At 43.8% G+C, this 25,919-nt stretch carries 17 protein-coding genes; 10 read left to right on the top strand and 7 right to left on the bottom strand.

Going from position 1 to position 25,919, the window contains the following annotated elements; all coding sequences use genetic code 11:
* Positions 1-24 precede the first annotated feature (24 nt).
* The 5 genes from KFE98_12840 to KFE98_12820 all read left to right on the top strand — a co-directional run bounded on the left by KFE98_12840 (position 25) and on the right by KFE98_12820 (position 8,436).
* Complete coding sequence (locus tag KFE98_12840; protein UTW60908.1) at positions 25-546, top strand: glutathione peroxidase; 522 nt, start codon at positions 25-27, stop codon at positions 544-546.
* Positions 547-839: 293 nt separating this feature from the next.
* A complete protein-coding gene (locus tag KFE98_12835) occupies positions 840-1,400 on the top strand; it encodes an RNA polymerase sigma factor (protein UTW60907.1) in 561 nt (186 codons plus the stop codon).
* Between the two features lie 2 nt (positions 1,401-1,402).
* The gene (locus tag KFE98_12830) at positions 1,403-2,962 is read left to right on the top strand and encodes an outer membrane beta-barrel protein (protein UTW60906.1); all 1,560 of its coding nucleotides are present in this window, start codon (positions 1,403-1,405) and stop codon (positions 2,960-2,962) included.
* Positions 2,963-3,072: 110 nt separating this feature from the next.
* Positions 3,073-5,403 (top strand): PKD domain-containing protein, encoded by a 2,331-nt coding sequence (locus tag KFE98_12825; protein UTW60905.1) that lies wholly within the window; start codon positions 3,073-3,075, stop codon positions 5,401-5,403.
* Between the two features lie 216 nt (positions 5,404-5,619).
* A complete protein-coding gene (locus KFE98_12820; GenBank protein ID UTW60904.1) occupies positions 5,620-8,436 on the top strand; it encodes a PKD domain-containing protein in 2,817 nt (938 codons plus the stop codon).
* Positions 8,437-8,540: 104 nt separating this feature from the next.
* Here the strand turns inward: KFE98_12820 and KFE98_12815 are convergent, their stop codons facing one another.
* Positions 8,541-9,986 carry a sodium:solute symporter gene (locus tag KFE98_12815; GenBank protein ID UTW60903.1) on the bottom strand — a complete coding sequence of 482 codons (1,446 nt, stop codon included), beginning with the start codon at positions 9,984-9,986 and terminating at the stop codon, positions 8,541-8,543.
* Between the two features lie 89 nt (positions 9,987-10,075).
* Here KFE98_12815 and recR point away from each other — a divergent pair, with 89 nt between their 5' ends.
* From recR to KFE98_12795, 4 genes are all read left to right on the top strand, one after another.
* Entirely contained in the window at positions 10,076-10,693 is a 618-nt protein-coding gene (recR, locus tag KFE98_12810; protein ID UTW60902.1) for a recombination mediator RecR, read from the top strand.
* 81 nt (positions 10,694-10,774) lie between these two features.
* Positions 10,775-11,221, top strand: coding sequence for a MarR family transcriptional regulator (locus tag KFE98_12805; GenBank protein ID UTW60901.1), 447 nt, complete (start codon positions 10,775-10,777; stop codon positions 11,219-11,221).
* A 59-nt stretch (positions 11,222-11,280) separates the two neighbouring features.
* A complete protein-coding gene (locus KFE98_12800; GenBank protein UTW60900.1) occupies positions 11,281-11,658 on the top strand; it encodes a DoxX family membrane protein in 378 nt (125 codons plus the stop codon).
* Positions 11,659-11,683: 25 nt separating this feature from the next.
* Positions 11,684-12,286, top strand: coding sequence for a YceI family protein (locus tag KFE98_12795; GenBank protein UTW60899.1), 603 nt, complete (start codon positions 11,684-11,686; stop codon positions 12,284-12,286).
* A gap of 65 nt (positions 12,287-12,351) precedes the next feature.
* Here KFE98_12795 and KFE98_12790 read toward each other — a convergent pair whose 3' ends face one another.
* The 5 genes from KFE98_12790 to KFE98_12770 form a co-directional block, all read right to left on the bottom strand.
* Positions 12,352-13,743, bottom strand: a complete 1,392-nt coding sequence (locus tag KFE98_12790; GenBank protein ID UTW60898.1) for an OmpA family protein — start codon at positions 13,741-13,743, stop codon at positions 12,352-12,354.
* A 65-nt stretch (positions 13,744-13,808) separates the two neighbouring features.
* Positions 13,809-14,036: a ferredoxin gene (locus KFE98_12785; GenBank protein ID UTW60897.1), complete on the bottom strand. Its 228-nt coding sequence runs from the start codon at positions 14,034-14,036 to the stop codon at positions 13,809-13,811.
* The gene (locus KFE98_12780) at positions 14,036-15,274 is read right to left on the bottom strand and encodes a U32 family peptidase (protein ID UTW60896.1); all 1,239 of its coding nucleotides are present in this window, start codon (positions 15,272-15,274) and stop codon (positions 14,036-14,038) included. The genes KFE98_12785 and KFE98_12780 overlap by 1 nt, the downstream gene beginning before the upstream one ends.
* Before the next feature lie 85 nt (positions 15,275-15,359).
* Complete coding sequence (locus tag KFE98_12775) at positions 15,360-16,823, bottom strand: glycosyltransferase family 39 protein (GenBank protein UTW60895.1); 1,464 nt, start codon at positions 16,821-16,823, stop codon at positions 15,360-15,362.
* A gap of 65 nt (positions 16,824-16,888) precedes the next feature.
* A complete protein-coding gene (locus tag KFE98_12770) occupies positions 16,889-20,947 on the bottom strand; it encodes a T9SS type A sorting domain-containing protein (GenBank protein ID UTW60894.1) in 4,059 nt (1,352 codons plus the stop codon).
* Positions 20,948-21,052: 105 nt separating this feature from the next.
* Here KFE98_12770 and KFE98_12765 point away from each other — a divergent pair, with 105 nt between their 5' ends.
* Positions 21,053-21,532: a GNAT family N-acetyltransferase gene (locus KFE98_12765; GenBank protein ID UTW60893.1), complete on the top strand. Its 480-nt coding sequence runs from the start codon at positions 21,053-21,055 to the stop codon at positions 21,530-21,532.
* 27 nt (positions 21,533-21,559) lie between these two features.
* On the opposite strand, the gene KFE98_12760 is transcribed toward KFE98_12765, so the two are convergent.
* Positions 21,560-25,741: a T9SS type A sorting domain-containing protein gene (locus tag KFE98_12760; GenBank protein ID UTW60892.1), complete on the bottom strand. Its 4,182-nt coding sequence runs from the start codon at positions 25,739-25,741 to the stop codon at positions 21,560-21,562.
* Positions 25,742-25,919: the final 178 nt, after the last annotated feature.

The raw sequence follows: 25,919 nt of genomic DNA, 5'->3' as shown, positions 1-25,919 counted from the left end.
AATTGTCTTGAAAAGAAAACGACAATGAAAATTTCACTTATTCTATCTTTTATCCTCTTAAATCTATCGATTATGGCTCAGGAGTCCATTCATGAATTTAGCGCACCCGGCCTGGCTGGTGATAAAATCAATTTTGCCGATTACAAAGGCAAGAAGATTTTGATTGTCAATACCGCTTCGGAATGTGGCTTTACTCCCCAGTATAAGCAGTTGCAAGAACTTTGGGAAGCTTACGGTGAGAAGCTGGTAATCATAGGATTTCCTGCCAACAATTTTGGCGCACAAGAACCTGGAAGTAACGACGAGATCAAAAGCTTTTGCCAGAAAAACTATGGTGTATCCTTCCCTATGGCCGCCAAAGTTTCGGTTAAAGGTGATGATCAAGATGCTTTATTCACCTGGTTGAATGCTCAGGAAAACCCTGATTTCACAGGCGATATCAAATGGAACTTTGAAAAATACCTTTTGGACGAGAATGGCAAACTCATTCACCGTTACCGCTCATCGGTATCCCCGTTGGATGAAGAAATAACAGGCTTGCTATAGCCCTTGTTCATAGCACTAAGATTTGGCCCGTTCATCGTTGGATGAAGGGATTTAAGGAGATGGGAAGTTACCTATCTCCTTTTTTTACGTCTTATTTTGTAAAAAGCACTTTCGAATTGACCGAAATCTGGTCTCCGTTTTTTGAAGTGAAGTAACTTTCATAGTTAGAAGCCGTAAAAACTGGGCGATCAATTTTCAATATAAAAATCTGAAATACAAGCAATTAACGTCATTATTTGTATTTCATGGAATAAATTGAAAACTGGCCCAACATTTTAAATGCAGTCGTTGTAGTGGTAAGCAAGACGGAAATGGATATAAGTGGTCACCTGATACAGCAGTGTATTGAGGGAGACAAGCGGGCGCACGAAGAACTTTTCAAAAAAAGCTTTAGGTACCTAATGTCTCTGTGTATCCGCTATTATCCTAACGAAGAGGATGCTCGCTTTATGCTCAACGACATTTTCTACAAGATTCTGCTCAATCTGGAGAAGAAAAAAGAGGAAGTGCCGTACAAAGCCTGGATCCGAAAAATTGCGGTGAATACCATTATTAATGAATACAAAAAACAGCAGACCAAGAAGAATACCGCTAATCGGGAAGCTGTTGAAATGAAACCCAATTTAGTTAGTGGATCAGTTAACGACGTTATGCAACAGTTTGACGCAGAAGAAATTCTGCACTTGGTCCGCAAACTTCCCCCAATGAGTAACAAGGTCTTTAACCTCTACGTCATTGAAGGGTATAAACACGAAGAAATTGCCGAAATGCTCGACATTTCGGAAGGAACATCACGTTGGCATTTGAACAATGCCCGGAATAAATTAAAGGAAATGCTCAGCAAGATTCTTTAACTATGGAAAAAGAGCAAAATTTTAACCTGGATGATCTGTTTCGTACGGCTGCCGAAGCGTACGATCCGCCCTACCAAGATCAATATTGGCAGGATGCAGCAGATCATATCCAGAAGAAAAAAGGGAACAACAGGAGATTCTTCCTGTACCTCTTTTGGGGAGCGATGCTCTCCTCTACAATGGCTTTGGCTGGTTACTATTGGATGGATTCGAATCAGCCTTTGCTTGCTGAGCAATCGATGGAATCTGGTAGTGATCGAATTATTGAGGATCTACCGATTACAGCTTCTTCGGCCACACCCGTTTTTACTTCGGCTAAGGGTGTTGCTGCCGGAACTTCGGATGCAGGAATAACAGGAAATCCAAATCCGGTTACTCCCCCAGCCTCCAAGAATGCCCTGGCGAAAACTCAGGATGAAACAGAAATGAATCATTCGGATGAAACGAATGTCGCAGCACCAGAAGAATTCAATACGACGCAGCCTGAAAGATCAGTCTCATCAGTGCCTTCACCGTCATCTTCGTCCTCGTCTTCAACTTCACCATCAACCCCTGTGGCTATTGCAGCTGTTGAGAGTGACGAAACGGACCATGAGGAATCTATCGTCGCGGCAAACGATCGAGCGGGTAAGTCTACCTTTATGATCTCACCGGACCGGATATTCCTACTTCAATCTCGTGGACCTGGATTGTTCCCGGAAAATGGAATCCAGCAGCCTGAGTTTGATGACGCTAATAGTAGCTTCGGTCGCGCGGACCGGGCAAGAAAGCCTGCTGACTGGAATTGGGGAATTGGAATCAAGTTTGGGGCGAGTTATAACCTTCCCGCCATCACCCAATCCCTCAATCCAAATATTCGGGTATCCGAGGAGCCCATTATTACCAAGAATGGTGGACTCGATCTTGTTCTGTATCGAAATCAGTTTTTCGTAAACACAGGAATGCTTTACCAGAGCTATCACACCGATCTGGATTACACCTACGAGCAGTATGAGACGCTCCAGAAATCCATTGTGGTAGATCAGGGTAAATGGATTATTCGTGAGGTGATTGTAGAAGTACATGACTCCATATTTATCGATGATCCAAGTGGACCCATTTTAAGAATTGACACCATTAGCCATCGCATTGAGGACTCCACCTACATTCCCAACACCGATACATTACTGGTAGAATTTGAGGATACCAATCAATTGGATCATCGGGTTAGTCTAAACCATTCTTACGTTGAGATTCCACTCATGGTAGGATATGAGTTCGGTAAAAAGCGATTCACATTTGGTGTGATGACAGGTGTTTCTGTGGGCCTACTTACCCGCAATCAAACCATGCCATCGATCTACAACGGAACCGAGGTCCCTACTCCGATAGCGGGCAGCTACCGCAAGGTATTGCTTAACTACCAGGTTCAGGGTCGAATAAAGTACCAATGGAATCGACTTGGATTATACTCTGATCTGTTCTGGAAAACCAACTTAAACTACCTCTATGAAGACAACGAAATCATCAATCTTAAGTACGATGCACTGGGTGCACAAATAGGTTTGTTTTACCGATTTTGATAGAAATGACATTGAAAAGAAGTCCAAAATATAAACCGTTTTCCAACTTTAATTTGGAAAACCCAACATCGGGAGAAGAAGGCTTGTATAAGTCGATAGCTTCACCAAAAATGATGTGGTTCAAAAACATATATGTCTGGTTCATCGCCTTGCTGGTTATCGGAACTATGGATGCTCAAGCCCAATGTTCGGCTCTTTATAGCACCGTGGTTAATGGCCCTACGGTGACCATTAACAATTTGTCTAATAACTACAACAAATTGAGCTGGGACTATGGGGATAGCACCACGAGTAACACTTTTGCTACCACCCATACACACACTTATATGGCATCGGGCACCTATACGATCTGCCTGACTGTGGAAGATACTTCCATATCCTGTGTTACCTCCTACTGCGACACAGTAGTGGTTACAGTAGCACCACCTCCCCCACCTTGTAATGCAGCATTTACTCATTCAGTAAATGGAGCATCAGTGAGCTTTACCAATAACTCTACCAGTGCCTTTAGCTATTTCTGGAACTTTGGTGATGCCTCTCCGCTTAACTATACACACAGCCCAACGCATACCTATTCCAATCCAGGTACCTATACGGCTTGCTTGTACATCTCAGATAGTACCCAAAGCTGTATGGATTCCGTTTGTCACACGATTACTGTAGCAGTGGGCAGTTGTAATGCCCAATTCAATTACGTGGACACTGGCCTCACCGTTTATTTCTCCAATTCATCCACCCCCTTTCAGCCTACGCAATGGTATTGGGATTTTGGTGATGGAAATACGAGTTTTCAAAAAACACCTCAGCACACCTACCAATCGTCAGGTACTTATATGATTTGTTTAACGGTGATTGACACCAATTCTTTGTGCTCAGATTCAATTTGTAAAAGTGTTACGGTTCAAGCTCCATGTAATACGACAGCCTCTTTTACCCATCAAATTCAAGGACCTTCTGTTCAATTCAGCAATACGTCCATTGCGGATAGTTTGGCTCTTTATACCTGGGTATTTGGAGATGGTACACAATCTTCGAAAAAGCATCCTAATCATACTTATTCCAATCCAGGTAGCTATATCGTTTGTTTAACCGTTGTTGACTCGGCCAAAGGATGTACGGATACCTTTTGCGACACCCTGGTTATCACTTCAGGAGGACCTTGTGCAGCTGGATTTAGCTATCAAGTATCCGGAAACTCGGTGACCTTTGTAAACACCTCCTCTCCTACCACTCGTCTATTCGATTGGGATTTTGGAGATCAGAGCACGAGCCGCTTAAAAAATCCGCAGCATACCTACTCCAGTCCAGGATTGTATACCGTATGCCTTATTGCCTATGATTCTATTCTGGCTTGTGTGGATACCATTTGCGATACCGTGCGCATTCACCCATCCAACTGTCAGGCAAGCTTTTCGATTTTTCCTGACACCCTGACCCCAGGAAGGTTCGATTTCATTAATACTTCTACCCCAAGCGGACCTTCCATGAGTTATCTCTGGCTGATGAGCGACGGAAGCGTTTTTGGAACTCAGAATGTATCCCATACAGTTACGTCATCAGGCACCTACACCATGTGCCTCACCATTTTTGATTCTCTAACAGGATGCTCTGATAGCATTTGTCACAGTTTCACCTATACCGTTCCTACTCCTTGTGGAGCCGGATTTACCTATGTAACCAATGGGCAGTCCGTACAATTTGTAAATACCTCCGCGGTTACAAGTCCCGGGGTAGATTGGAAATGGGATTTTGGTGATAATTCCATCGGCTCAAACTTGTACAACACTCAGCATGTATACGCTTCTCCAGGAACCTACACGGTTTGCTTGATTCTTAGCGATTCCATCGTAAACTGTACCGATACTTTTTGCGATACCGTTTTAATTCAATCTCAACCAGGTTGTTTGGCCAATTTCTCTTCTCAGGATTCTATTGGGAACTTGGTACAATTCTTCAACCACAGCATTGCCTCTTCTGCGAGCATAGGCTACATCTGGGATTTTGGTGATGGAACCAAAAGTTGGGCAAGCCATCCACTCCATTTGTTTCCAAAAGCAGGTGCTTACGATGTGTGCTTAACGGTTATTGACTCAAGCTCGACTGGATATTGTGCAGACTCCGTTTGCCAAACGGTTTATGCTGGAACGCTGCTATCCGAAGAACTGATTAACCTTCAAAAAGAAGATTTACGGGTATATCCAAACCCTTTTAATCAAGAACTGATTCTGGAGCTGCCCGCTTCGGGAATGAATCACTTGATCACGAACTTAGAACTCTATGACATGACTGGTCGTACGCTGGCTCGTTTTGAACTTCCGAATACAGATCAGGAACCGCAAATTCATTTGGATTTGACAAACTATGCGGTAAAGCCTGGAATGTATTACCTACAGGTAGTCTTGGGAGATCAAAATCTGGTTTACCCGGTGATGAAAAAATAACATGTTTTCCCTGGGAAAACATCATTGACTCGGCGACATTCCGATTCAGTCGGAATGACATTCAAGCTCTTTCTTCAGGCTCCCCGCCAGAAGTTGGAGCTTTTTTTTGTATCTACCTGACAATCAATTAAATATTTCTCAAAAAAAATTTCATTTTAACCCAACATTCCTAGAAAACGCCTTGTAGGGGTGGGAAAGATTTATAAAACCCAAATTATGAGACGCATTAAAACAACTTTACTCTTACTGGTGTTGCTGGGTGGATTAATCCCTGTGATTTCCAACGCCCAGTGTTTGGCGTCGTTCAGTACATCCGTTTCGGGATCTACGGTGACGATCACCAACAGTTCATCCAGTTACAACTCGTTGACTTGGTCATACGGGGACAACACTTACGGCTACTCTTACGCCAACACTCACACAAAAACTTACAACACTGCAGGTACTTACCTGATCTGCTTGACAGTAAGTGATTCTTCTCAATCTTGTACCCATACCTACTGTGACACGGTAGTGATTGCCGGTACTCCTGGTGGTGGCTGTACCGCCGACTTTTCCAGTTCTACATCAGGACTTACAGCTTATTTCATTGACTCTTCCTATGCTACGTTTGGATACAGTCTATACTGGGATTTCGGAGATGGTAACACATCTACTGCTTATTACCCCAATCACACCTACTCTTCAGCAGGTAACTACATGGTTTGTTTGACGGTGGTTGATACCGTAAACAACTGTAGCGATTCTATTTGTAAGTCGGTAACTGTAGCCGGTTCAAGTGGATCTAACTGTAGCGCTAACTTTAGCTACAGCGCTTCCGGTACTACTGCTACTTTCAGCAACAGTTCAAGCAACAACGTATACAACACTTGGTATTTTGGTGATGGATCAAGCTCTATGGCTACCAATCCTACCTACACTTACTCTTCTGCAGGTACTTACACAGTGTGTCTAATTATTCAAGATTCCCTACAAAACTGTACAGACTCGATTTGTAAATCTGTAACGGTTACCAGTTCTTCAACCGGTTGTTCTGCCAATTTCAATTACACGAACAACAATGGAACGGTAACTTTCACCAATACCTCAAACAACAACATTTCTAATACCTGGACTTTTGGAGATGGATCTAACTCTTCTCTTGTAAATCCAGTTCACACTTACACAACAAACGGTAACTACCTGGCATGTTTGACTATTGTAGATAGCTCTCAAAACTGCTTTGATTCCATTTGTAAGGTAATCACCATTACTGGTGCTGCTCCTTGTGCAGCAAGCTTTACACACACCACTACTGGTCTTACTGTGGTTACTAGTAACACTTCTGCAGGTGGATCTACCTTTGGAACCACTTACTCCTGGAACATGGGTAACGGTGTTACTATGAACGGTTACAACACTGCTTACTCTTACCCACAAGCTGGTACTTACGTTGTTTGTTTGACCATGACCGATACCAGCAGCAACTGCTTCAGCACTTTCTGTGATACAGTAACGGTTGGAGGTACTACACCTTGTCAAGCTTCTTTCAACTACAACATTAGTGGTCTATCTGCAAGCTTCTTTAACTCTTCTACAGGAACTACTCCAGGAACCAGTTACTTCTGGAACTTCGGTGATGGAAATTACGCTTACAGCGCTAACCCTTCTCACGGATATGCCGTTTCTGGTAGCTACGTAGTTTGCTTGACTATTACCGATTCTTTGAACAACTGCTCAAGCACTCGTTGTGATACCATCTCTGTTCAAGGCGGTGGAAGTGGAAACTGTAAAGCTTCCTTCACTTACTCAGGATCTTCTTTGTTGTACTTCTTCACCAACACATCTACTCCAAATAACGGTGCCATTACCTGGATTTGGGATATGGGTGACGGTACTACTCTGTGGAACAAAAATCCTCAGCACCACTACCAAAATCCTGGTACTTACGTAGTTTGCTTAACTATGTATGACTCTCTTAACAACTGTAACAATTCTTTCTGCGACACATTAGTAGTGACCAGTACGAATCCATGTCAAGCGAGCTTCAACATTATTCCAGATTCTTTGAATCCGAATAACCTGTCATTCGTGAACACTTCTACTCCACAGTTTGGAGTTACCTATCAGTGGGTATTTAGCGACGGTACCGTATACGGAACTCGTCACGTAAACAGAACGTTCACCACTCCTGGAACTTACACCGTGTGTCTGCACATTCAGGACTCCCTGAACCAGTGTTCAGACTCTACTTGTCAAACGTTTACCATCTCCGCTCCGGTTACTTGTGATGCTAAATTCACTCCAGTACCAAACGGAAAGAACGTTATATTCATGAACCAGTCTATTCCTAACTCAGGTTCCGTGACTTACAGCTGGAACTTTGGTGATGGAACTCCTGGATCTTCTGTGAAGAACCCAACTCACAACTACGCAAACTATGGAACGTATGTTGTATGCTTGACCATTGTTGATTCCTTGACCAATTGCTGGGATACGCATTGCGATACATTGGTTCTTTCTGCACCAGTTGCTTGTGCAGCAGACTTCAACATTATTGATTCTAACGGAACCTTCGTATTTATCAATACTTCTACCTCTGCTCAGCCATTGACTTACACTTACTGGACTTTCGGAGATGGAAATCACGCTTACACTTACGATGCAGCCCATACTTATGCCGCTCCTGGAACCTACACTGTATGTCTATACGTAGAGGATTCTACCCGCAGCTGTATGGATAGCGTTTGTAAAAGCGTAACCGTTAACTCTCTAAGTGCACAAAATGTAAACTTGGAAGCTTCATCGGTAAGCGTTTACCCTAACCCATTTGATAATCAAATTAACATCAGCTGGTCACAAGACATTGATCAAGTGAGCATTCGTTTGTACGACCTGACTGGAAAGGCTATGCTATTGGAAACCTCCTTATCTGCTGAGCGAGGACTGACGCATACGTTGGATTTGACCTCTCAATCGTTGTCCTCTGGAGTATACTACCTAGAGATTTCAACGGGACAGAACAAAGCAACATACCCTATTTACAAAAGATAATGGTGGTTATATCATAGCACTATTTCCCCGATAGTCAGAAAGGGTTGCTTCTTAGGAAGCAGCCCTTTTTTTATGCCCTTAGGGCTGCCTTAAAGAAAAGGAGATTAAGAAGCCGTTTTAGGCCTGAATTGAGCGATAATAGCAAGCCCCACGAAGGTGATTAGTCCATTGATAATTAAGAGCTCAAAACCTATGGCAAATTGAAGCGTGAGCAGCCAACAAATAACGGGGGCCAGAATGCAAACAATGGGAACCAACTTATCCGGAACCCGATTGGGCATAAACAAGCCAAAAGAATAAAGTCCTAATAGCGGCCCGTAGGTATATCCAGCCAATTCAAAGAGCTTCTTGATGACGGCATCATCTGTAAAGTTCTCAAAAGTGACGATCACCAAAAGTAGGACTATGGAAATGGTAAGGTGAACCAATTTTCGGGTTTGCTCCGGATTTTCGACCTTCTTCCGATTGAATCCTAAAATATCCACACAAAAGCTCGTCGTCAAAGCCGTTAAAGCCGAATCGGCGGAAGAGTAGGCCGCAGCGATGAGTCCGAGGACAAATAGCAATCCAACAATGGGTCCAAGGTAACCCTCGGTGGCCAGCATGGGGTAAAGCTTATCGGTCATTTCAGGGATAGCAATATTGTTGGTAGCGGCAAACAAATACAACAACGCTCCAAGGCTTAAAAACAAAAGATTGACCACAACCAGAATCAAGCTGAACCAAAACATGTTTTTCTGGGCATCTCCAAGGCTCTTACAACTGAGGTTCTTTTGCATCATATCCTGATCGAGACCCGTCATACAAATAGCAATGAAGGCCCCGGCGAGAAACTGCTTTGGAAAAAATAGCTTAGACTCCCAGTCCCAGAAAAAGACCTGGCTGTATTCACTAGATTTCACCGCTCCAAACATTCCGGTGAAACTGAGGTCCAATTGATTGGCTACCACCCAAAGAGTGATCACCACAGCGAGGAGCATAAAAAGAGTTTGAAGGGTATCCGTCCAGATAATGGTTTTAATTCCGCCTCGGTGCGTATAAACCCAGATTAGCGCAATGGTGATGAGAACCGTAACTGAAAAAGGAACGTCCTTCCCCATTTGTTTGAATACGGCTTCCTGAAAAACCATAGCCACCAAATACAATCGAAAAGAAGCACCTATTACCCGACTGATCAAAAAATACCACGCCCCGGTTTTGTAAGTATTTAAACCAAAACGCTCCTCGAGGTAGGTATAAATCGATGTGAGATTGAGTCGATAGTATAGCGGCATGAGAATAAGGCCAATGACTAAATAGCCCGCCAAATAGCCCAGCACCATTTGCATGTAGGAAAACGAACTGGTAGCCACCCAGCCCGGAACGGAGATAAAGGTAACCCCGGATAAAGAGGTACCAATCATTCCAAAGGCCACGATAAACCAAGGTGATTGTTTATTTCCAGTAAAAAAAGCTTCGTTGGAGCTGCTGGCTCTTGTGGTATACCAGGATATACCGGCCAGAAAGAGAAAATAGCCAAAAACGGCTACAATGATCATTTCAGGTGACATACCGCAAATAAAAGCAAACGGGTCGCCGTTCCTTGGAATTGTAGTGAAAATCATCCACATTCTGACGTTGAATTAGCTAATTTTGCCCCATGGATTTACCTTCCAAATACCTACAGGAAGCGGTAGATGAAATTGCCTCATTACCCGGAATTGGCAAAAAAACAGCCCTTCGATTGGCTCTTCATCTCCTTCGACGTGATGAGAATGAAGTGCTCGGTTTTTCGAAGGCCATTGCCGCCATGAAGCAAAACATTCGGCATTGTCATAAATGCGGAAACCTGTCTGATCAGGAGTTGTGCGGTATTTGTAGTAATCCAGCCCGCAACCAAAAGATCATTTGCCTGGTGGAAGATCTTCGGGATGTAATCGCCATAGAAGCTACGCGACAATACGGCGGATTGTACCACGTATTGGGTGGGGTAATTTCGCCCATGGATGGAATCGGACCTGGCGACTTGAACCTGGGGACTCTGCTCGATCGCATTAAGGAGGAGGGAACGGAAGAAGTGATCATGGCCCTCAATGCAACGATGGAAGGAGATACAACCGGCTTTTACCTCTACAAAAAGATTCAACCTCTGGGAATAAAAATCACCACCATTGCCCGTGGAGTGAGCGTGGGTGACGAGTTGCACTATGCCGATGAAATCACCCTGGGCAGCAGTATTCAGCACCGAACACTATTTGAAGGATCCTTTAACCGGTAGTGCACAATTTACGCAACCTTAAGAGATTTTTACATTTTACATGTACATACATTAAATGCAAATGAATATATTTGCCCCGTCATGAGAATTGAAGACGAAATCAAGCAAAAGCAATTTAAATCCGATTTACAACGGGCGTTGGTCAATCTGCATTATACCTACCTCTTTTTGAATCGGACACACAGTGAACGCTTAAAGCCTTATGGTATCTCTTCTCAGCAGTTCAACATTCTCCGTATTCTAAGAGGTCAATACCCTAATCCTGCATCGATCAAACTCCTTACCGAGCGTATGATGGATAAGATGAGCAATGCTTCTCGCCTGGTGGATAAGTTACTGGCCAAAAAATTAGTGGAACGTACGAGTTGCCCGGAAGATAGAAGACGTGTAGATGTGGTAATCACCGAAAAAGGGTTGGAACTAATTGAAAAAGCTTCCAACGAATTGGACGGTGCCGCTGAGAAATTTAAGCTGACCAGCGAAGAGGCTATTGAACTAAGCCGGCTTTTGGACAAAATGAGAGAATAAAAAATTTTATTCTATTACATGTATATACACTTAATGTTTTAACACTCAATAAAAGTAAAATGAAAGCAAAAATTACAATGGTCCTGAGAATCTTACTCGGACTAATGATGGTCTTCTTTGGCCTCAACGGATTTTTTCACTTTATGCCCTTGCCACCTGCTCCAGAAGCAGCGGCAAATTTCATGGGCGCCCTGGTCAATTCAGGATACCTCATGGTATTGGTAAAGGGATTAGAGGTGATAGCAGGTTTGCTACTGATCTTTAACCTTTACACCAGAGCCGCATTAACCATTCTTGCTCCCATTATGCTGAATGCCTTCCTCTTCCACCTATTTCTGGACCCAGCCGGAGTTGGAGGAGCAACCTTAGCTTTTGGTCTTGTGATCTACTTGATCATCTCCGATTGGAGCCACTTTAAAATTCTTGTAAGCAAATAATCATTAACTCAAATACGACATCATTATGAAAATTACCAAATGGATTGCCGCTGCCGCTTTAACCTTAATCGCAGCCGCCCCGATGAACAGCATGGCCGGAGACGGCGACTCATACACCGTAAACACCAAAAACAGCACCGTTAAATGGAAGGGAACCAAAGTAGGCGGTGAGCACGTTGGAATGATTCAATTCAAATCAGGATCGCTGCAAATGGACGATGGAAACATCAAAGGTGGAAACATTGTTATGGACATGAATTCCATCACTTGTACCGATATCGAAAATGCGGAATACAATGGAAAATTGGTAGGCCATCTAAAATCTGATGATTTCTTTGGTGTAAGCCAATTCCCAGAGGCAAAAATGGTAATCAAGTCCATCAAACCTGCCGGTGGAAATAAAGCGAATGTAGTTGCTTCTGTAACGATTAAAGGAATTACAAAAGACGTAAACTTCGAATTAGAGTCTACTGAAAGCAACGGTACTCTAACAGCAACTGGAACCGTGGTTATCGATCGTTCTGATTTCAATGTAAAATACGCCTCTGGAAGCTTCTTTGAAGGCTTGGGTGATAAAATGATCTACGACGATTTCACGCTTGACTTTAAATTGGTCGCTTCCAAATAAGGAATTTGCGAATCACGTCAAGAAAAGTCTGCCTTCGGGCGGACTTTTTTTGTTTTATCCCCTTCCTATTCGTTCTTGTAGAGGATAATCTCAACCCTTCTGTTTTGAGCCTTCCCTTTTTGAGTGGCATTATCTCCCACGGCATGAGTATAGTTTAACCCCCGGTAGGTCATCCGTGAAAAATGAATACCCTGATCCACGAGAAATCGCTGTACCGATTTGGCTCTCTTTTCAGAAAGTTTTTGGTTGTGATTTACCCCGCCATCGGCGTCGGTGTATCCCCATATTTCGGCTTTCCAATCGGTTTCTTTTTTCAAGTATTCCGCCAATTGAGTTAGGTATGATTTTGCCGTGTCCACCAAGCGATACTCATCACTATCGAAGTAGATGGTGGTGAGCTGAAAGGGTGAAGGATTTTCGATCAACTCGGTATCGGGAAAAATGCCGAAGATGCTATCGAAATTGAGGATCTGGCTCAAATCGGGGTAATCGACAAAGTCCTCCGGCATGGTGTCTTTGAACGAAGAAAAGGAGCCCGCTTCGATGAAAACACCGGAATCAAAAATGGCATCTCCTACGTCACCTACCGCAATTTTGAGGTGGTATTTCTGAAAAGGCTCCACGAGCCAGGTACATTGCATTTTGGTCGTAAATCCGTCGTACTCAAATCCATCAACAAGCACTTGGTTTAATTTCTCCTTTCTCCCCTCATCGATGTAGTAGGGTTGTTCTTCAGTTTTAGATTTTCCTCCCAAAAGGTTAATCCGAATCCACTGCCAGAAGTTCAAATGCGGTTTCTCGGGTATCCCCTTAAGCAATCCATAATTGATGAAGTAGTCGTTGGAAATGTAGTATTCGGGATACTTGCGTTGGTTCACATTGTTGATGGCAATAGGTATATCCGTACCTGTAAGCAGTGCGATATTGGTTTTTCGAACACCCGGTCCGGATAAAAAGAAGCCAAACACATCGTTGTATTTGGAACCTACATATTCTTCAAACTCTTCAGATCCAAAGGAATAATTGAACGTAATCCGATTGTGGAAGGGCACAAAATCAAACTCGATGATGTTGACATCGTAGGTTCGGCCTTTAGCCAGCCGGTTCAAATCACGGTCTCCCCTTCGGGGCTTGCGTTCTTTAGTGGCTGTTCCGTAGCTGTATAGAACACCAGATTGCCCAGGTGTTTCATTTAAATCTTCGGCGTCAAACACACTGCCTGTGGCCAGGAGCAATCCTTCATTCATTCCAATGACCGCTGAATCACTTTGAAAATGCCCCAGACCAATTCGGTGCCCTTTGAGCACGATATTACCAACACGCATTCCATTGCCCACCAGAATTTGGTCCACGAGTTGCTCTGCGGTGTAGTTTGTATCCACTACCAATTGAGCAAAACCCAGCCAATGGGAAAATAGAAAAAGAAAGATCAGAGCTGGTTTTTGGCTAATTCTCATTCCTGAAATCCTTTAGAACCAACAAGTAAAGGATTTTTATCGAAATGAAACCCGCCTAAAACCGATTAAATCTGGGATACCTTGATAATGTTCATCGGGCAAACCTCGGCTGCCTTCTTGTTTTCTTCAAGCTCTTCATCTCCTACCCGAGCCGTGTGAAAACCTTTTTTGTTCTTACCGCCAATCAAGGTAACCTTGCCGTCTTTTTTACTCATACGCCAACGCTGAAAAGCCAGCTCCACGCAGTAGTTGCAGCCAATACACTTTTCACGTTGATGGGTAATGATAACCATTAGGCGGGGATATACTTGTACAACTTATCCGAAGAACGAATGGTACGATCCAATTTGATGGCGCAATCCACCCCTTTATCCGCTTTTTCTACAGCTTCATTGTCCACGTGAATCTCCTGGATTGTGGTCTCCAATACTCCAGTCGTAGGACCGATAATGGCCACCTCATCACCCACTTTCAAGCTATGGGCTTCCAGGCGAAAAACACCTACTCCCAATTTGGTGTAATAGTGCAATCCTTTACCCAGGTACATTTTTTTCTGGGTAGCAGAAGATCCGCTAACGTCACTCCACTCTCCCATTTTTTGTCCCAGGAAGTATCCTCCCCAAAAACCCCGGTTGTATACTTTTTCGAGTCTACCCATCCATTCGGCCACTTTCTCTGGTGTATAGGTACCCTCCTGAATAGCATCGATCGCCTCACGGTAACAGCGAATGGTCGTTGCCACATATTCAGGAGCTCTTCCCCGGCCTTCAATCTTTAGAACCGAAACTCCAGTATCGAGTAACTGATCCAGAAAATCGACGGTGCAAAGGTCCTTGGGTGACATGATGTATTCATTGTCGATTTCCAGTTCCACTCCGTCTTCCATGTCAATCACCTTGTAGCTTCTACGGCAATTTTGAATGCAAGCACCTCGGTTAGCCGATGAATTCTGGTTGTGCAATGACAAATAACACTTACCAGAAACAGCCATACACAGAGCTCCATGGGCAAACACCTCTATTTCTACAGGTCTACCTGATGGTCCGCAGATGTTTTCTTTTTTCACACCGTCACAGATGTCTTTCACTTGTCTTAAACTCAATTCCCGTGAAAGAACCATCACATCGGCAAAGTGACTGTAAAAACGAACGGTTTCCAAATTGGTCACATTCAACTGAGTAGAAATATGCACTTCCACTCCTTGCTGAGAAGCATAACCAATGACTGCCTGATCAGAGGCAATCACCGCATCAATTCCAGATTCCTTTACCCGATTAACCACCTTTTTGATAATGGATAAATCGTGATCGTAAATAATGGTATTTAAGGTTAGGTAGGTTCTTACATTGGCCGCACGACAGCGCTGGGCAATTTCTTCTAAATCGTCCAGGGTAAAGTTCATCGTTGCACGTGCGCGCATATTCAACTGGTCCACACCAAAGTAGACCGCATTAGCTCCGTTATCAATAGCAGCCTGCATAGCTGCAAAGGATCCCGCCGGAGCCATTAATTCTACCTGCTTTTGTTTCATGCTGCAAAAGTAAGATTCCCTTTTGAATCTGAGAATGGTTCTAAATAAGGAGAAATGGAATAGGAAAAAGGTTCTTTGCTTATCCCTATTTGCGGTAAAGCTTGTGATGAGTCAACCCAAGATCGACTTCTTGATAGCCATCGGGAGCCGGTTCTTCTGCTTTGGTCAGGAAATAAGTATGATCACCGGTGCGCGGATTTAAACTAATGTGGTAGTAACGCTGCAGGTACACCTGGACTCTCCAGTCTTCCCAAATGTCAGGGTAAATAGACAAGGTGCTTCCAAAGGGCACTTCTTCTCCTACTCGATGCATATCGGGCAAAACGTCCTGATCGCGACTGGTGCCGTGAAACAAAAAGGCAGCAACTCCAATGGCGGCAATAATCACAACGGATGAAAAAGTGGTGACAATGGCTTTACCGGTTTTGCTCATTTTTTTGATCCATACCTGAAGTCCGGGAGCCGTAATTAAGGCAAATGCGATAGCATAAAACGGATAGGACGGAACCATGTAAAATCCCTTCTGCACCATGGTAAGTACCAAAGGAGCGGATCCACTCAAAGCCAATAGGAAAAAGAAGGACACCCATTTTTTCCGTTGACTCCATCCGGCCAGCCAATCCACTTTGCGCCATAGAAACAATCCTATCAACACGGCGGTGATGGCCATGGTGTAGATCATCTCATTAAAGATTCGAATCCAAATTCGGTAGCGGTGATCCACGGTTGGAGCGGAATCTAAGCGATGTAGAAAACGGCCTTCAAACCATCCCATCAAATTGTCATAAGCCGGTCCATAAGACAGAAGCAAGCCGTAAATGGCAAACACAATAACCAACAAAATGAGGGTATCGCGAACTACTCGTCCAAATCCAACCCGGGCATAATGCCATTGATATGGGATCGGATTGTCTGGGTTGTTGTCTTTCCGACCTACCGTCCAACTCCAGAATACAATGGCCCCCAGAGGAAACAATCCGGTGACTCCCTTACTGAAAGAAGCCAAAAAGAGACTAACCCCACATCCGATAAGAAGCATGAGTCGGCCCGAATCGAGGTAGCGCATTAGAAACCAAACGGAACTAAGCACAAATATGCCCATGGTATTTTCCTGTACGTTGTTCTGAAAACACCAATAAGTGAGTGGCAAAAGAATCCAAAGTAGCAGGGCCCACCAGCTCATTCCTCTTAGTCGATGATCCTTCTTCTCAAGCTCTTTCCAAATCAAATGGATAAGGCCAGCATTGAGAATTGCAGTGAGCAAGGAGTAGATGCGTTCGGTTAGAAATCCATTCCCCAGTATCTTATAAAAGATGGCCTGAATACCAAAATTTAAGGGTGGATGCTCATGAAATATAGGAGAGTTGGCAATGCCGTATTCGCTAAAACGAGGTGCCCAAAAAGTACCGTAGCCATTGGCCAAATTCTTTCCAACACTGCTGTACAATACTCCATCGAGAAACATACCATCCTGAGCCAGAATAGGTAACAGAAGAATCAATATGACTCCCCAGGTTAAAAGGTAGAAAGGCCTGCTCGATTGTTCCATAGTTTCCAGTTTTCAACCCTCACCTGGAGGATGAAAACGGCAACAAATATGCAGAATTCTTGCGGTTAGCGGACCAATTTATAGGTCTCGGTTCCTGTGTTGCTATAAACTGTGATCAGGTAAATACCGCTGGCCTCACCGCTCAAATCGATGGGTAATTGATACAACCCTTCACCGATGGTCAACTTTTGACGTTGCAATTGACGCCCCAGTTTGTCTGTGATTTGGATTTCCAATTCATCTTGCCCAAAGCTTTCGATTCTCAGCTCGCTCAACCCGTTAATGGCGGGGTTTGGCACCAACTGGTATTTCATGTTTACGGCAAGACTCTCTTCGCCCAGAAAGAACTTCTCAGCTGTAACCAAGGCATAATAACCTTCATTCATCAGGTTAGTATGCAATTCCCAGTTACCATCGCCTCCAACATTCCATTCAACCAAACTCAGGTTGCTCGAGAAATCTTCGGTAGAGGAATAAAGCAATCCCAATTTCGCTTTGCCGGTTGGAACATCATCCTTATTCAAACGGATCAATACTTGTCCCAGATCTCCTCCGGTTTCATCTACACGCCAGGTTCGAGCCAATCGTTCCATACCGTCTGGCAACTGTCCGGCAATCCAGGTGTCCACGGAAGCGGTATCTGAACCCCAGAGCAAGAATTCGCCATTCTCCATATCATCCGGATCAGAAACCCTGAAGGCGCTAAGCCCTTTAGCATCCTGGTGCCAGTCTTCTGCACTTACTCGCCCAATTCCAGCCACTCGTTCACCGTACTTTTCTCCATAATCGTAACGATTGCTTTCTTGAAGATCTACTCCGAACTTGGCAGCGAGGTAGTTACTTACAATCAATCGACGAGCATCTTGAAGATCTTCGCTGTAGTAAATAAACTCTCCTAATTTTCCATTACCATAGCGCTCATCGTAGTCTTTACCCAATCGGATATTGATCGTATCGGTACCGTCGCGGAAATGGTCGCCATACAGTTCATCGTAACCCACTTGATTGTCCAAGTGGATAGCATTCTTCCACATTCTTTCGTTGTAGGTCAATCCAAAAACATGCGGCTCGGTCACATCTTTAACCTCCACACTGGGAGAGCCTAAGTACTTTTTGTTTTCATCCACCGTAACCGCATAAATGGACTTGCGGTTGTTTGAATTGTGCATCAGGAAGCCGTTGTTCATGCGGCTGTTGGCTATCCAGCTATGTCCTTCCCAATTCTCTGTATTCGATTGCGCCACAGCAAATACCGAAAGATTTTTTCCAACCGGTCCAAAATCATTGACCATGAAATAACGGTTTGGAGGATTGTATTCCACAGCGGGGTGACCATTGATACCAGCTGTATCTACACGAAAGAAAGGTCGACTGCTATCGGTAGCTTGAACGGCTACATAACCCTTTCCTGAGAAATCCTGCCATTGATCTATCCGGGTCATATCCGTGGAAATTGCCTGGCCATTGGCATCCAATAATCCATGATCGGCTTTTAACCAGAGCAATAAATGAGAGGAATCACCTACTCCACCTGGACCATAAGGACCAATTTCAGGATGATCGTCCAGGTAGTCAATTCTCCAGGTCGTTAAGGAGTCATTTGGAAGTCCATGGGCCAAATCAGTAGCTACGCCTTGTGGTATGTCTACGTATACATGCCCAGACTGAGTCGCTTCAACGGTAATCTCAAAATAATCACCTTGATCCGTAAATTGTGTAATCCGACCATTTCTGACCTGAATATCGCTTTGATCAAATCCATTGACCTTCTCGGTATGAATGTGGTGTTTAAATTCAATTCTCAAGTCGAAAGTTTGATCGTAGGTATACGTTTTGGCTTCAGAAAAAACAACCGGATAAACCGGAGATGGATCAAAACCTGTGTTACCATACAACTCAGATTCCCACATACCACGACCATAGGTAGCCGCCTTCAATCGACTCTGGTTGTGATCAGTGGGGTGGTAATACAGATCCATATCACGAACCCGGGCATTTCGACTTAAACCATCTCTAAAAGAGACCCAATCCGATTGGCCTGCACCCCGGTAAAACACACCAGCATCGCAACCTACATACAATCCACCGGTTACCGTATCCAAGGTCAAACAATGCATGGGTACATCCGGCAAGGTTCCTGAAAAATCGGTCCAGTTTTGCCCCATATCAGTAGTGATCCAAACTTCGTTGTCGGCCAACATGTAAATCGTGGAGCTATCCCGATTGTCTGTTTCAAAATCAGAGGATAACGTTACCAAGGGGTAATTCAGCCCTAAGTTGTACCAAACTGGAATGGAATCGTAAATATTGTCGCAGGCAATCAATTGGGTACGAGAACGATTCTCTGCCCTTTTCAAAGCATACATCCTTTTGGAATTGGTGCGGTGCTGCTTGATTTTAATGAAGGTTCCCAAAGGATATTGGGCAATACCTGTACTGATGGTATCCCATTTAATGTTTTTGGTTTTGCTCTCGAAAATGTTGGTCGACTTCCAAATTTTTTGACGTCCCATGTACATCGTTTCCGGATCGTTAACATCCAAAATGTACGGCGTTACCCAAGGTCCTTCATCATCGGGTTGCGGCATCACTTGGTTGGAACCAATATGATTAAGGTGTCGAACAATACGCCCATATTGGTAAGACGTGTAAAAGCGGTTACTATCTGTAGGATCAAACAGGGCTTGCATACCATCAGCTCCATAAACGCTGGTCCAGGTGCGGCCATCGTAATATTTGGATCCACAATCCTGATAACCATTCAAAGCATGGTCAGCATTAAAGGGGCTTTGCGCTACCGAATAAATAGCAGAAATACCTAAGTCAGTGAGATCAGTAAAAGTCAGTCCACCGTCGGTACTTCGGTGAATACCTCCGTCGTCCAATACCCACAAGGATCCGTCATGAGGAGAGAAACTAATAAAGTGGTTATCGGCGTGAGTGTGATTCAATCGAATCCAACTTTCCCCACCATCATAGGATTTGTAGAGGTAGCGATTTCCACAGTAAATTACATTCGGATTGTTGGGATCGGCATCAAGCGAAGCATTGTACCAGGCCTGGTTGTCGTTGCTCAGCAAAAAGCCACCTTCTTGTGTTACTGTTCTAAAGGTATCTCCTGAATTCTCAGAAATCATCATTCTCAAACCTCCGGCACAGTAAAGCAATTCAGGGTTAGCCGGAGTCACCGCCAATTCGTAGCGATAATCAGGAATGAATCCTTCTGTGATAATACGTCTCTTCCAGTTTCGTCCACCGTCTTTCGAAACGAACACCCAGCTCGTAGTCGTGTTGTAGGACCAAGTGGCAGAATAGGCAACCTTAGGATCACCTGGCTTAAATTCAATGTCTCTAAAGTCGTAGTTGGAAATACGCTGTTGCCAGCTTTTCCCCCCATCCATCGATTGGTACAGTCCAGTCTTGGTAGCGGCCAATACCTCGTCCACTGAATCTGGATTAAACATTACCTTAGATACCGTTTTGTCCCAAATTCCAAGGTTGGACTCGTTCCAGGTTTCTCCACCATCTTCACTTCTCCAAACACCTACTCCGTAGGATTCATTGGCCGGAGCATCACCCGTCCCGATCAACATGATATCCGGGTTAGTCGGGTGAAAGGCTATGGAGGTAACTCCAAAATTCTGAAGGCTTTCATCCGGATTTCTCCAGGTATGTCCACCGTCATCAGAGATCCAAATTCCTCCTGAGGGGCTTCCTACATAAATCTTATTGGGATTGGTCGGGTGAAATCCTATGCAGTTCATTCGGCCTACCCCTCTGGAAACACGTTGTGCCGTCCAAGGGCCAATTTCTACCCAGTTCCCTTGAACCGATCTCGAAGGGTGACTTTGGTAATACGATTCAATGGATTGTTGAATCTCCTTATAGGGTCTTATGCTCCCATCTTTTTGAATGTAGGGGTCGATAAAGTAGCGCCATCTTTCGAACTGCTTGTGTCCGGAGCCCTTTACTTTTTCGTGGGTCTGCCAGTACTGCTGGTAGCTTTCATTGACCTCAAAATAATTCATTTGAGGATCATACATTCCCTCAATCCAATCTTGGCCATATACCGACGCACTGATTCCCAACAAACTAAGAATCAACAAATAAACTTTCCCCCTCATAGTCATCATTTGCAAAGAAAAACGTTCAAATGTACGGAATAAATGATGGTTTTCTTTGTCGTGCAATCTGCATTCGGTAAATTGGACCAACCATTACTCCTTGATATGGAAGAGCTTAAGATTCAAACAGCCACTGCCGCAGACCTCGAGGCGGTTACCGCATTGTGGTTAGAAGTAATTGCAGAGCACGAAGATCATCATCCCATATTTCAATTGGACAATCAAAAGCGGGGTGAAGTTCAGCAGGTTCTACTTCAACGGATCAATGCAGAGAATACAGCGATACTCTTAGCAATGAACGAGAACATTCCTGTGGGCATGACCATTCTAAAAATGGAAACGCTACCCAATGTTTCACCCTACAGCAAAAAAGGATACATCGCGGAAACCGTGATTCAAAAAGAACACCGCAGTTTGGGTATTGGAACTTTTCTGGTGAATGCGGCTAAAGACTGGATTTTCTCTCAGGGAGGTGATTATATTGAGCTCCAGGTTTCGGTAAAAAACGAAGGAGCCAAACGATTTTGGGAGAGCCAGGGATTTTTTCCTTCCACCCTTCACCTCATTCATCTTCCAGAGGACTAAAGGTTCCCATGCTTTGGCGAAATTCTTTCATTGAACGATGAGCTTGTAGGTGTGGATTTCACCTTTTAACTCGACGTTTACAAAATAACTTCCCGGAGCCAGCTTCTGAGTCATTTCTATGGAAACCAAGGAAAAATCACCCTGGTGATAAATCGAAAAATCGGAATAAACCTCTACTCCCAGAAAGTTGTTTATCAACACATTGATATCTTCTTCCTGGCTATCTGGAACCTTCACAAAGAGGGTCTGCCCATTATTCGGATTTGGGTAGACCTGAATATCCACTTTTTTAGAAGACTCCATATCGTATAGCACCTTCTCCAGGTCAAAGTAGGTTTGCTTTCCATCAAAATCGGTTTGGCTTAACCGGTAGTAGCTGATCCCCTTTTCCGGATTCAAATCTCGCTCATGGTATTCCGTTCTTTCGTTCGTTGTTCCTTGTCCAGGTACCGTAATTACCTCAATAAATTCTTTCATATCGATGGTCCTTTCTACTTCGAAGTAATCATTGTTAAGTTCACTTGCCGTAATCCAGATCAGCTCAACAACTTCTTCATCTGGGTTGGGGACGGCCTTAAAGGAAACCAACTCTACGGGTAAGGGATTATTGGTGGTACTACTGCCCAAGGTAAATGGACTAAAACTACTTTGAGCATCCGACGTCACAGTTCCTCCGGCATTGTTGCCAGTTAATGAATTGTTACCGGCATCAATCCACTGTCCTCCGGTGTAGTGCGAAACCATCAATTCCGAATAATTGTTGATTTCACCACTTCGAGTTGCATCCCAATACAAGGTAACCGTGGCACTATTGGTGGTATTGGTTCTAACAACATTCCAATATTCATTTTGACTAATGTTGTTGATACCGGTACCCAAAACATCGGAGTTTGATGGAGCTGAATTCACATACTCGCAACGAAAAGCCGTAGTAGTACCGCTCGTCGGATCCACCCCGATGGGAGCAAAAATGTCTCCATCGCCGGTTGGGAAAATAAAGAGCTCATCTCCTACTTTTCGGATAGGACCATCTACATAACTGTCCGCGTCGGCTCCGGAAGCATTGGCATTATCGTTCAACACCAAAATATTGGCTTCTGTAGAAGCCAGAATGCCATCGGTAAAAGTGATGGTAGCACTCGTTGGAATAGTGGCTAAACCTTCCATGGTGAGTTGGGGTGCCGTTCCGAAACTATTATTAATGATCACATTAAAGTATTCGAAATCATCCGTCCCTGAACCCGCATCCTGGGCGAATGTCTGGGTTGAATTTCCGTTATATTCCACCGTTGAGGTTCCATTGCAATCGAGTTCTCCGAATCCACCTGTTCGAACAAAATTTCCCCCAATTTCGATTTTGGAACTACTGTTCAACTCCAATTCAATCCGGTTGCTTGTTGCCGCACTGGATAAATCGATATTCCCATCTACATTAAGCACGGATGAGGAACCATCCAGACGCACATAATACTCATCGGAATTCTTATTGTTATCAATATCCAGATTGCCAGTGATATTGAGTCGTGCAGCACTTCCTGATCCTCGATTCAAACCAATATCGGCCGGTTGGTTGCTGTTGGTCAAAACAGATTGTAGGCTTCCATTCACATTCCACACACTGTTATCATCCAGGCGATACCGCATTCTATAGCCGTTAACCAGGGTAATCACATGGTTATCGGTAACCTGCGAGCCAATAGAAAAAACCGTGTTATCTTCCAGGTCAATGCGAAGGCTATTTTCTTGGGCAAGAGTCGTCATGGTAAAATTGAAAAGACCGTCCACATCCATCGTAGCATCATCACGAAGGGAAATGAACTCATCGTCCCACCAACCTGTTTTGTGATTGGTACCGGTGTAGGTAAAGTTTCCTCCAATATCGATATCAGAGTGGTTATAAGCTCTCAACCTAAATTGGTAACCATCTGATTTTACCAATGCCCAATTCCCATCGATTCTCAACTGGCCATCGGAGGCCGAGCCGTTGTTGTTTGAATTCAAATCAAAATTGGCATGCGTCCCTGCGGCAAAAGAGAAATCAAAGTTTCCATAAACATCTAATCGTGAGTCCCTGTCCAGGTCAAATTCGAAGGTGTAGCCATCCAGCATATTGATGGTCAATGATTCGGCCAAGGCTCCATTATCATTTCCAATTGTAATCACTGCGTTGTCATCAAAATCCAGGATCAAATCGTTTTGCTCCTGGCCTGGGTTAAAGGTCCATGACATACTTCCGTCTACATCCAGGGTGGCATCATCCTCTACCCGAAGAGTCGCATCTCCCCAGATACCGGCATCGAAGCCCGAATTATTAAAGGTGAGATCTCTACCAACGTCAATATCAGAATGATTGAGAATTCGAATATTGAACTGATCCCCATCGGTGGAAGTCACGGACCAGTTTCCGTCGATTTTTAGCTGTCCATCCGTGGTACTTCCGTCATCGTTTGCATTCAAGTGAATGTGACAATACTCATCTCCTGCAAAGGTTTGAGTCAAGTTACCATAAACAGTAAAAGCCGCATCCCGATCCAGGTCGAAATAATACCCATATCCATCTGTAAAAAAAATGGATGCCGATTTAGTCAATGCACCATCGTTCACCCCTACTGTAATAGAAGCATTATCATCCAAATCAAGGTATAGCGAGTTGTTGTTGGTCACATTATGCGTAATGGAAAGATTTCCATCGATGTCCATCGTAACATCATCATCCAGATTGATTTCGGCATCCTGAAACGTGCCGTCATATCCGGTAACAGTTATGGTCAAGTCTCCGGCAATGTCAATGTCAGAATGGTTTCTGGCTCTTAGCTGTAATTCGTCCCCATCATCTTTGCTGATGATCATGTTTCCGTCAACGCGTAGCTGTCCATCAGCTGCGCTACCATCGTCATTATCATTCAAATGAAGGTCCATGTCGCCATCTCCACTTTGGGAGAAGGTTAGATTACCATAAACTTCAAACTTAGAGTCCCGATCCAAATCGAGGTGAAAATAGTCTCCATCAACAATCCTTATCGAAGCCGATTCAGCAAGTCCTCCGTTGTTTACGCCAACATACCAGGCACCATTATAATCCATATCGATGAGTAGGTCGCAGTAATCTCTTGTGGTTTCATTCAGATTAATATCCAAAGACCCGTCGACATCGACTAATGCATTGTCCGAAATATTTAAATCAATATCACTGTCATTGGCATCAGAGGCATCCCAATCGATGGTAAAATCGCCATTCACATCTATCTCAGCCGAATTGGTCAATTCCAGATCAATATCCTGGCCCCCATCGTGATCTACCAAGAAATCATCGGTAACCAAAAAATGATCGGACCCGGAATTATTGCTCATCAAAAACTGCAAATCTTCCCCACCATCCATGTCAAAGGTGATGTCGTCGCCAACCTGAAAAGAACTTCCCTCGCTGAGTAAAAATTCGATATCATCTCCCCCATCTACATCAAAATCTACGTCTTGTGAAACTGTAATCCTTGAGGTACCAGATAAATTGAAGTCAGTATGGTCACCACCGTTTAGATCGAAGTCCATGTCTCCATCGATTACCCAGGAAGAAGAATTATTAAGATCAAAAAGTAAATCACCACCGGCATCCTGTCGAACAGAAACTCCTCCATTGCAGGTTAAAGTAGCTTGATCATTAAGCTCAATTTCCTCCTTGTTTTGACTCGATGAAGAAGATTGATTGTAAATGGTAAACAATCCGGTTACGGTTAAATCCGAATTATTGGACATATCCACCGTTAGATTGCGGTTTTGAGTATTGCCAGATGCTCGAGTCATGGTAAAGGTACCCGTAACGTTCATGGTGGTGTTATCGTCCTCCAAAACCAAATCGACATGCTTGTTTCGATTGTTGGCCGTGTACATCTGAAAATTGCTGGTTACGGATAAGGTTACCCCACCTTCAATTTTCAATTGAGCATTGGTATTTCTGGAATTGGTCAACGATATATTGGCAACGGACACATTGCCTGTACCCGCATCAATGTCTATATCATAGCCATCAATAATAACGGTTGATCCTACTGTTGGGGTACAAGAACAAGAAGATCCACCTACCCCGGAAGTGGACCATTTATCGGTTTCATCCCAATCTCCATCACCGCGTGCATAGTAAGTTTGACTTAATACGCTTGAGGGCATAAAAAAGATAGCAAGGAGCAATAAACTCCCATAAAAGTATTTCATTTAAAGCCAATTAGTTGTTTGTCTCTCTCAAAACTGTAAGGTCAGTTTTACGAAACAATATATAAAAAGGTTGTCATTTAGCTCAAATGAGCTAAAAATATTTCTTATCCTCATTTACTCAAATTAACCATTTGGCTTAATTCTCATGGCCGTGGAATAGCGCGAAGAACTAATTTTG

The organism is bacterium SCSIO 12741 (assembly GCA_024398055.1).
Taxonomy (GTDB): Bacteria; Bacteroidota; Bacteroidia; order Flavobacteriales_G; family Salibacteraceae; genus SCSIO-12741.
This window is presented reverse-complemented; position numbering and strand designations above follow the sequence as displayed.

Excerpts from the sequence above, each read along its gene's own strand:
- KFE98_12840 (UTW60908.1), top strand. The coding sequence starts at position 25 with ATGAAAATTTCACTTATTCTATCTTTTATCCTCTTAAATCTATCGATT.
- KFE98_12830 (UTW60906.1), top strand. The coding sequence starts at position 1,403 with ATGGAAAAAGAGCAAAATTTTAACCTGGATGATCTGTTTCGTACGGCT.
- KFE98_12825 (UTW60905.1), top strand. The coding sequence starts at position 3,073 with ATGATGTGGTTCAAAAACATATATGTCTGGTTCATCGCCTTGCTGGTT.
- KFE98_12820 (UTW60904.1), top strand. The coding sequence starts at position 5,620 with ATGAGACGCATTAAAACAACTTTACTCTTACTGGTGTTGCTGGGTGGA.
- KFE98_12815 (UTW60903.1), bottom strand. The coding sequence starts at position 9,986 with ATGTCACCTGAAATGATCATTGTAGCCGTTTTTGGCTATTTTCTCTTT.
- recR (UTW60902.1), top strand. The coding sequence starts at position 10,076 with ATGGATTTACCTTCCAAATACCTACAGGAAGCGGTAGATGAAATTGCC.
- KFE98_12805 (UTW60901.1), top strand. The coding sequence starts at position 10,775 with ATGAGAATTGAAGACGAAATCAAGCAAAAGCAATTTAAATCCGATTTA.
- KFE98_12800 (UTW60900.1), top strand. The coding sequence starts at position 11,281 with ATGAAAGCAAAAATTACAATGGTCCTGAGAATCTTACTCGGACTAATG.
- KFE98_12795 (UTW60899.1), top strand. The coding sequence starts at position 11,684 with ATGAAAATTACCAAATGGATTGCCGCTGCCGCTTTAACCTTAATCGCA.
- KFE98_12790 (UTW60898.1), bottom strand. The coding sequence starts at position 13,743 with ATGAGAATTAGCCAAAAACCAGCTCTGATCTTTCTTTTTCTATTTTCC.
- KFE98_12785 (UTW60897.1), bottom strand. The coding sequence starts at position 14,036 with ATGGTTATCATTACCCATCAACGTGAAAAGTGTATTGGCTGCAACTAC.
- KFE98_12780 (UTW60896.1), bottom strand. The coding sequence starts at position 15,274 with ATGAAACAAAAGCAGGTAGAATTAATGGCTCCGGCGGGATCCTTTGCA.
- KFE98_12775 (UTW60895.1), bottom strand. The coding sequence starts at position 16,823 with ATGGAACAATCGAGCAGGCCTTTCTACCTTTTAACCTGGGGAGTCATA.
- KFE98_12770 (UTW60894.1), bottom strand. The coding sequence starts at position 20,947 with ATGAGGGGGAAAGTTTATTTGTTGATTCTTAGTTTGTTGGGAATCAGT.
- KFE98_12765 (UTW60893.1), top strand. The coding sequence starts at position 21,053 with ATGGAAGAGCTTAAGATTCAAACAGCCACTGCCGCAGACCTCGAGGCG.
- KFE98_12760 (UTW60892.1), bottom strand. The coding sequence starts at position 25,741 with ATGAAATACTTTTATGGGAGTTTATTGCTCCTTGCTATCTTTTTTATG.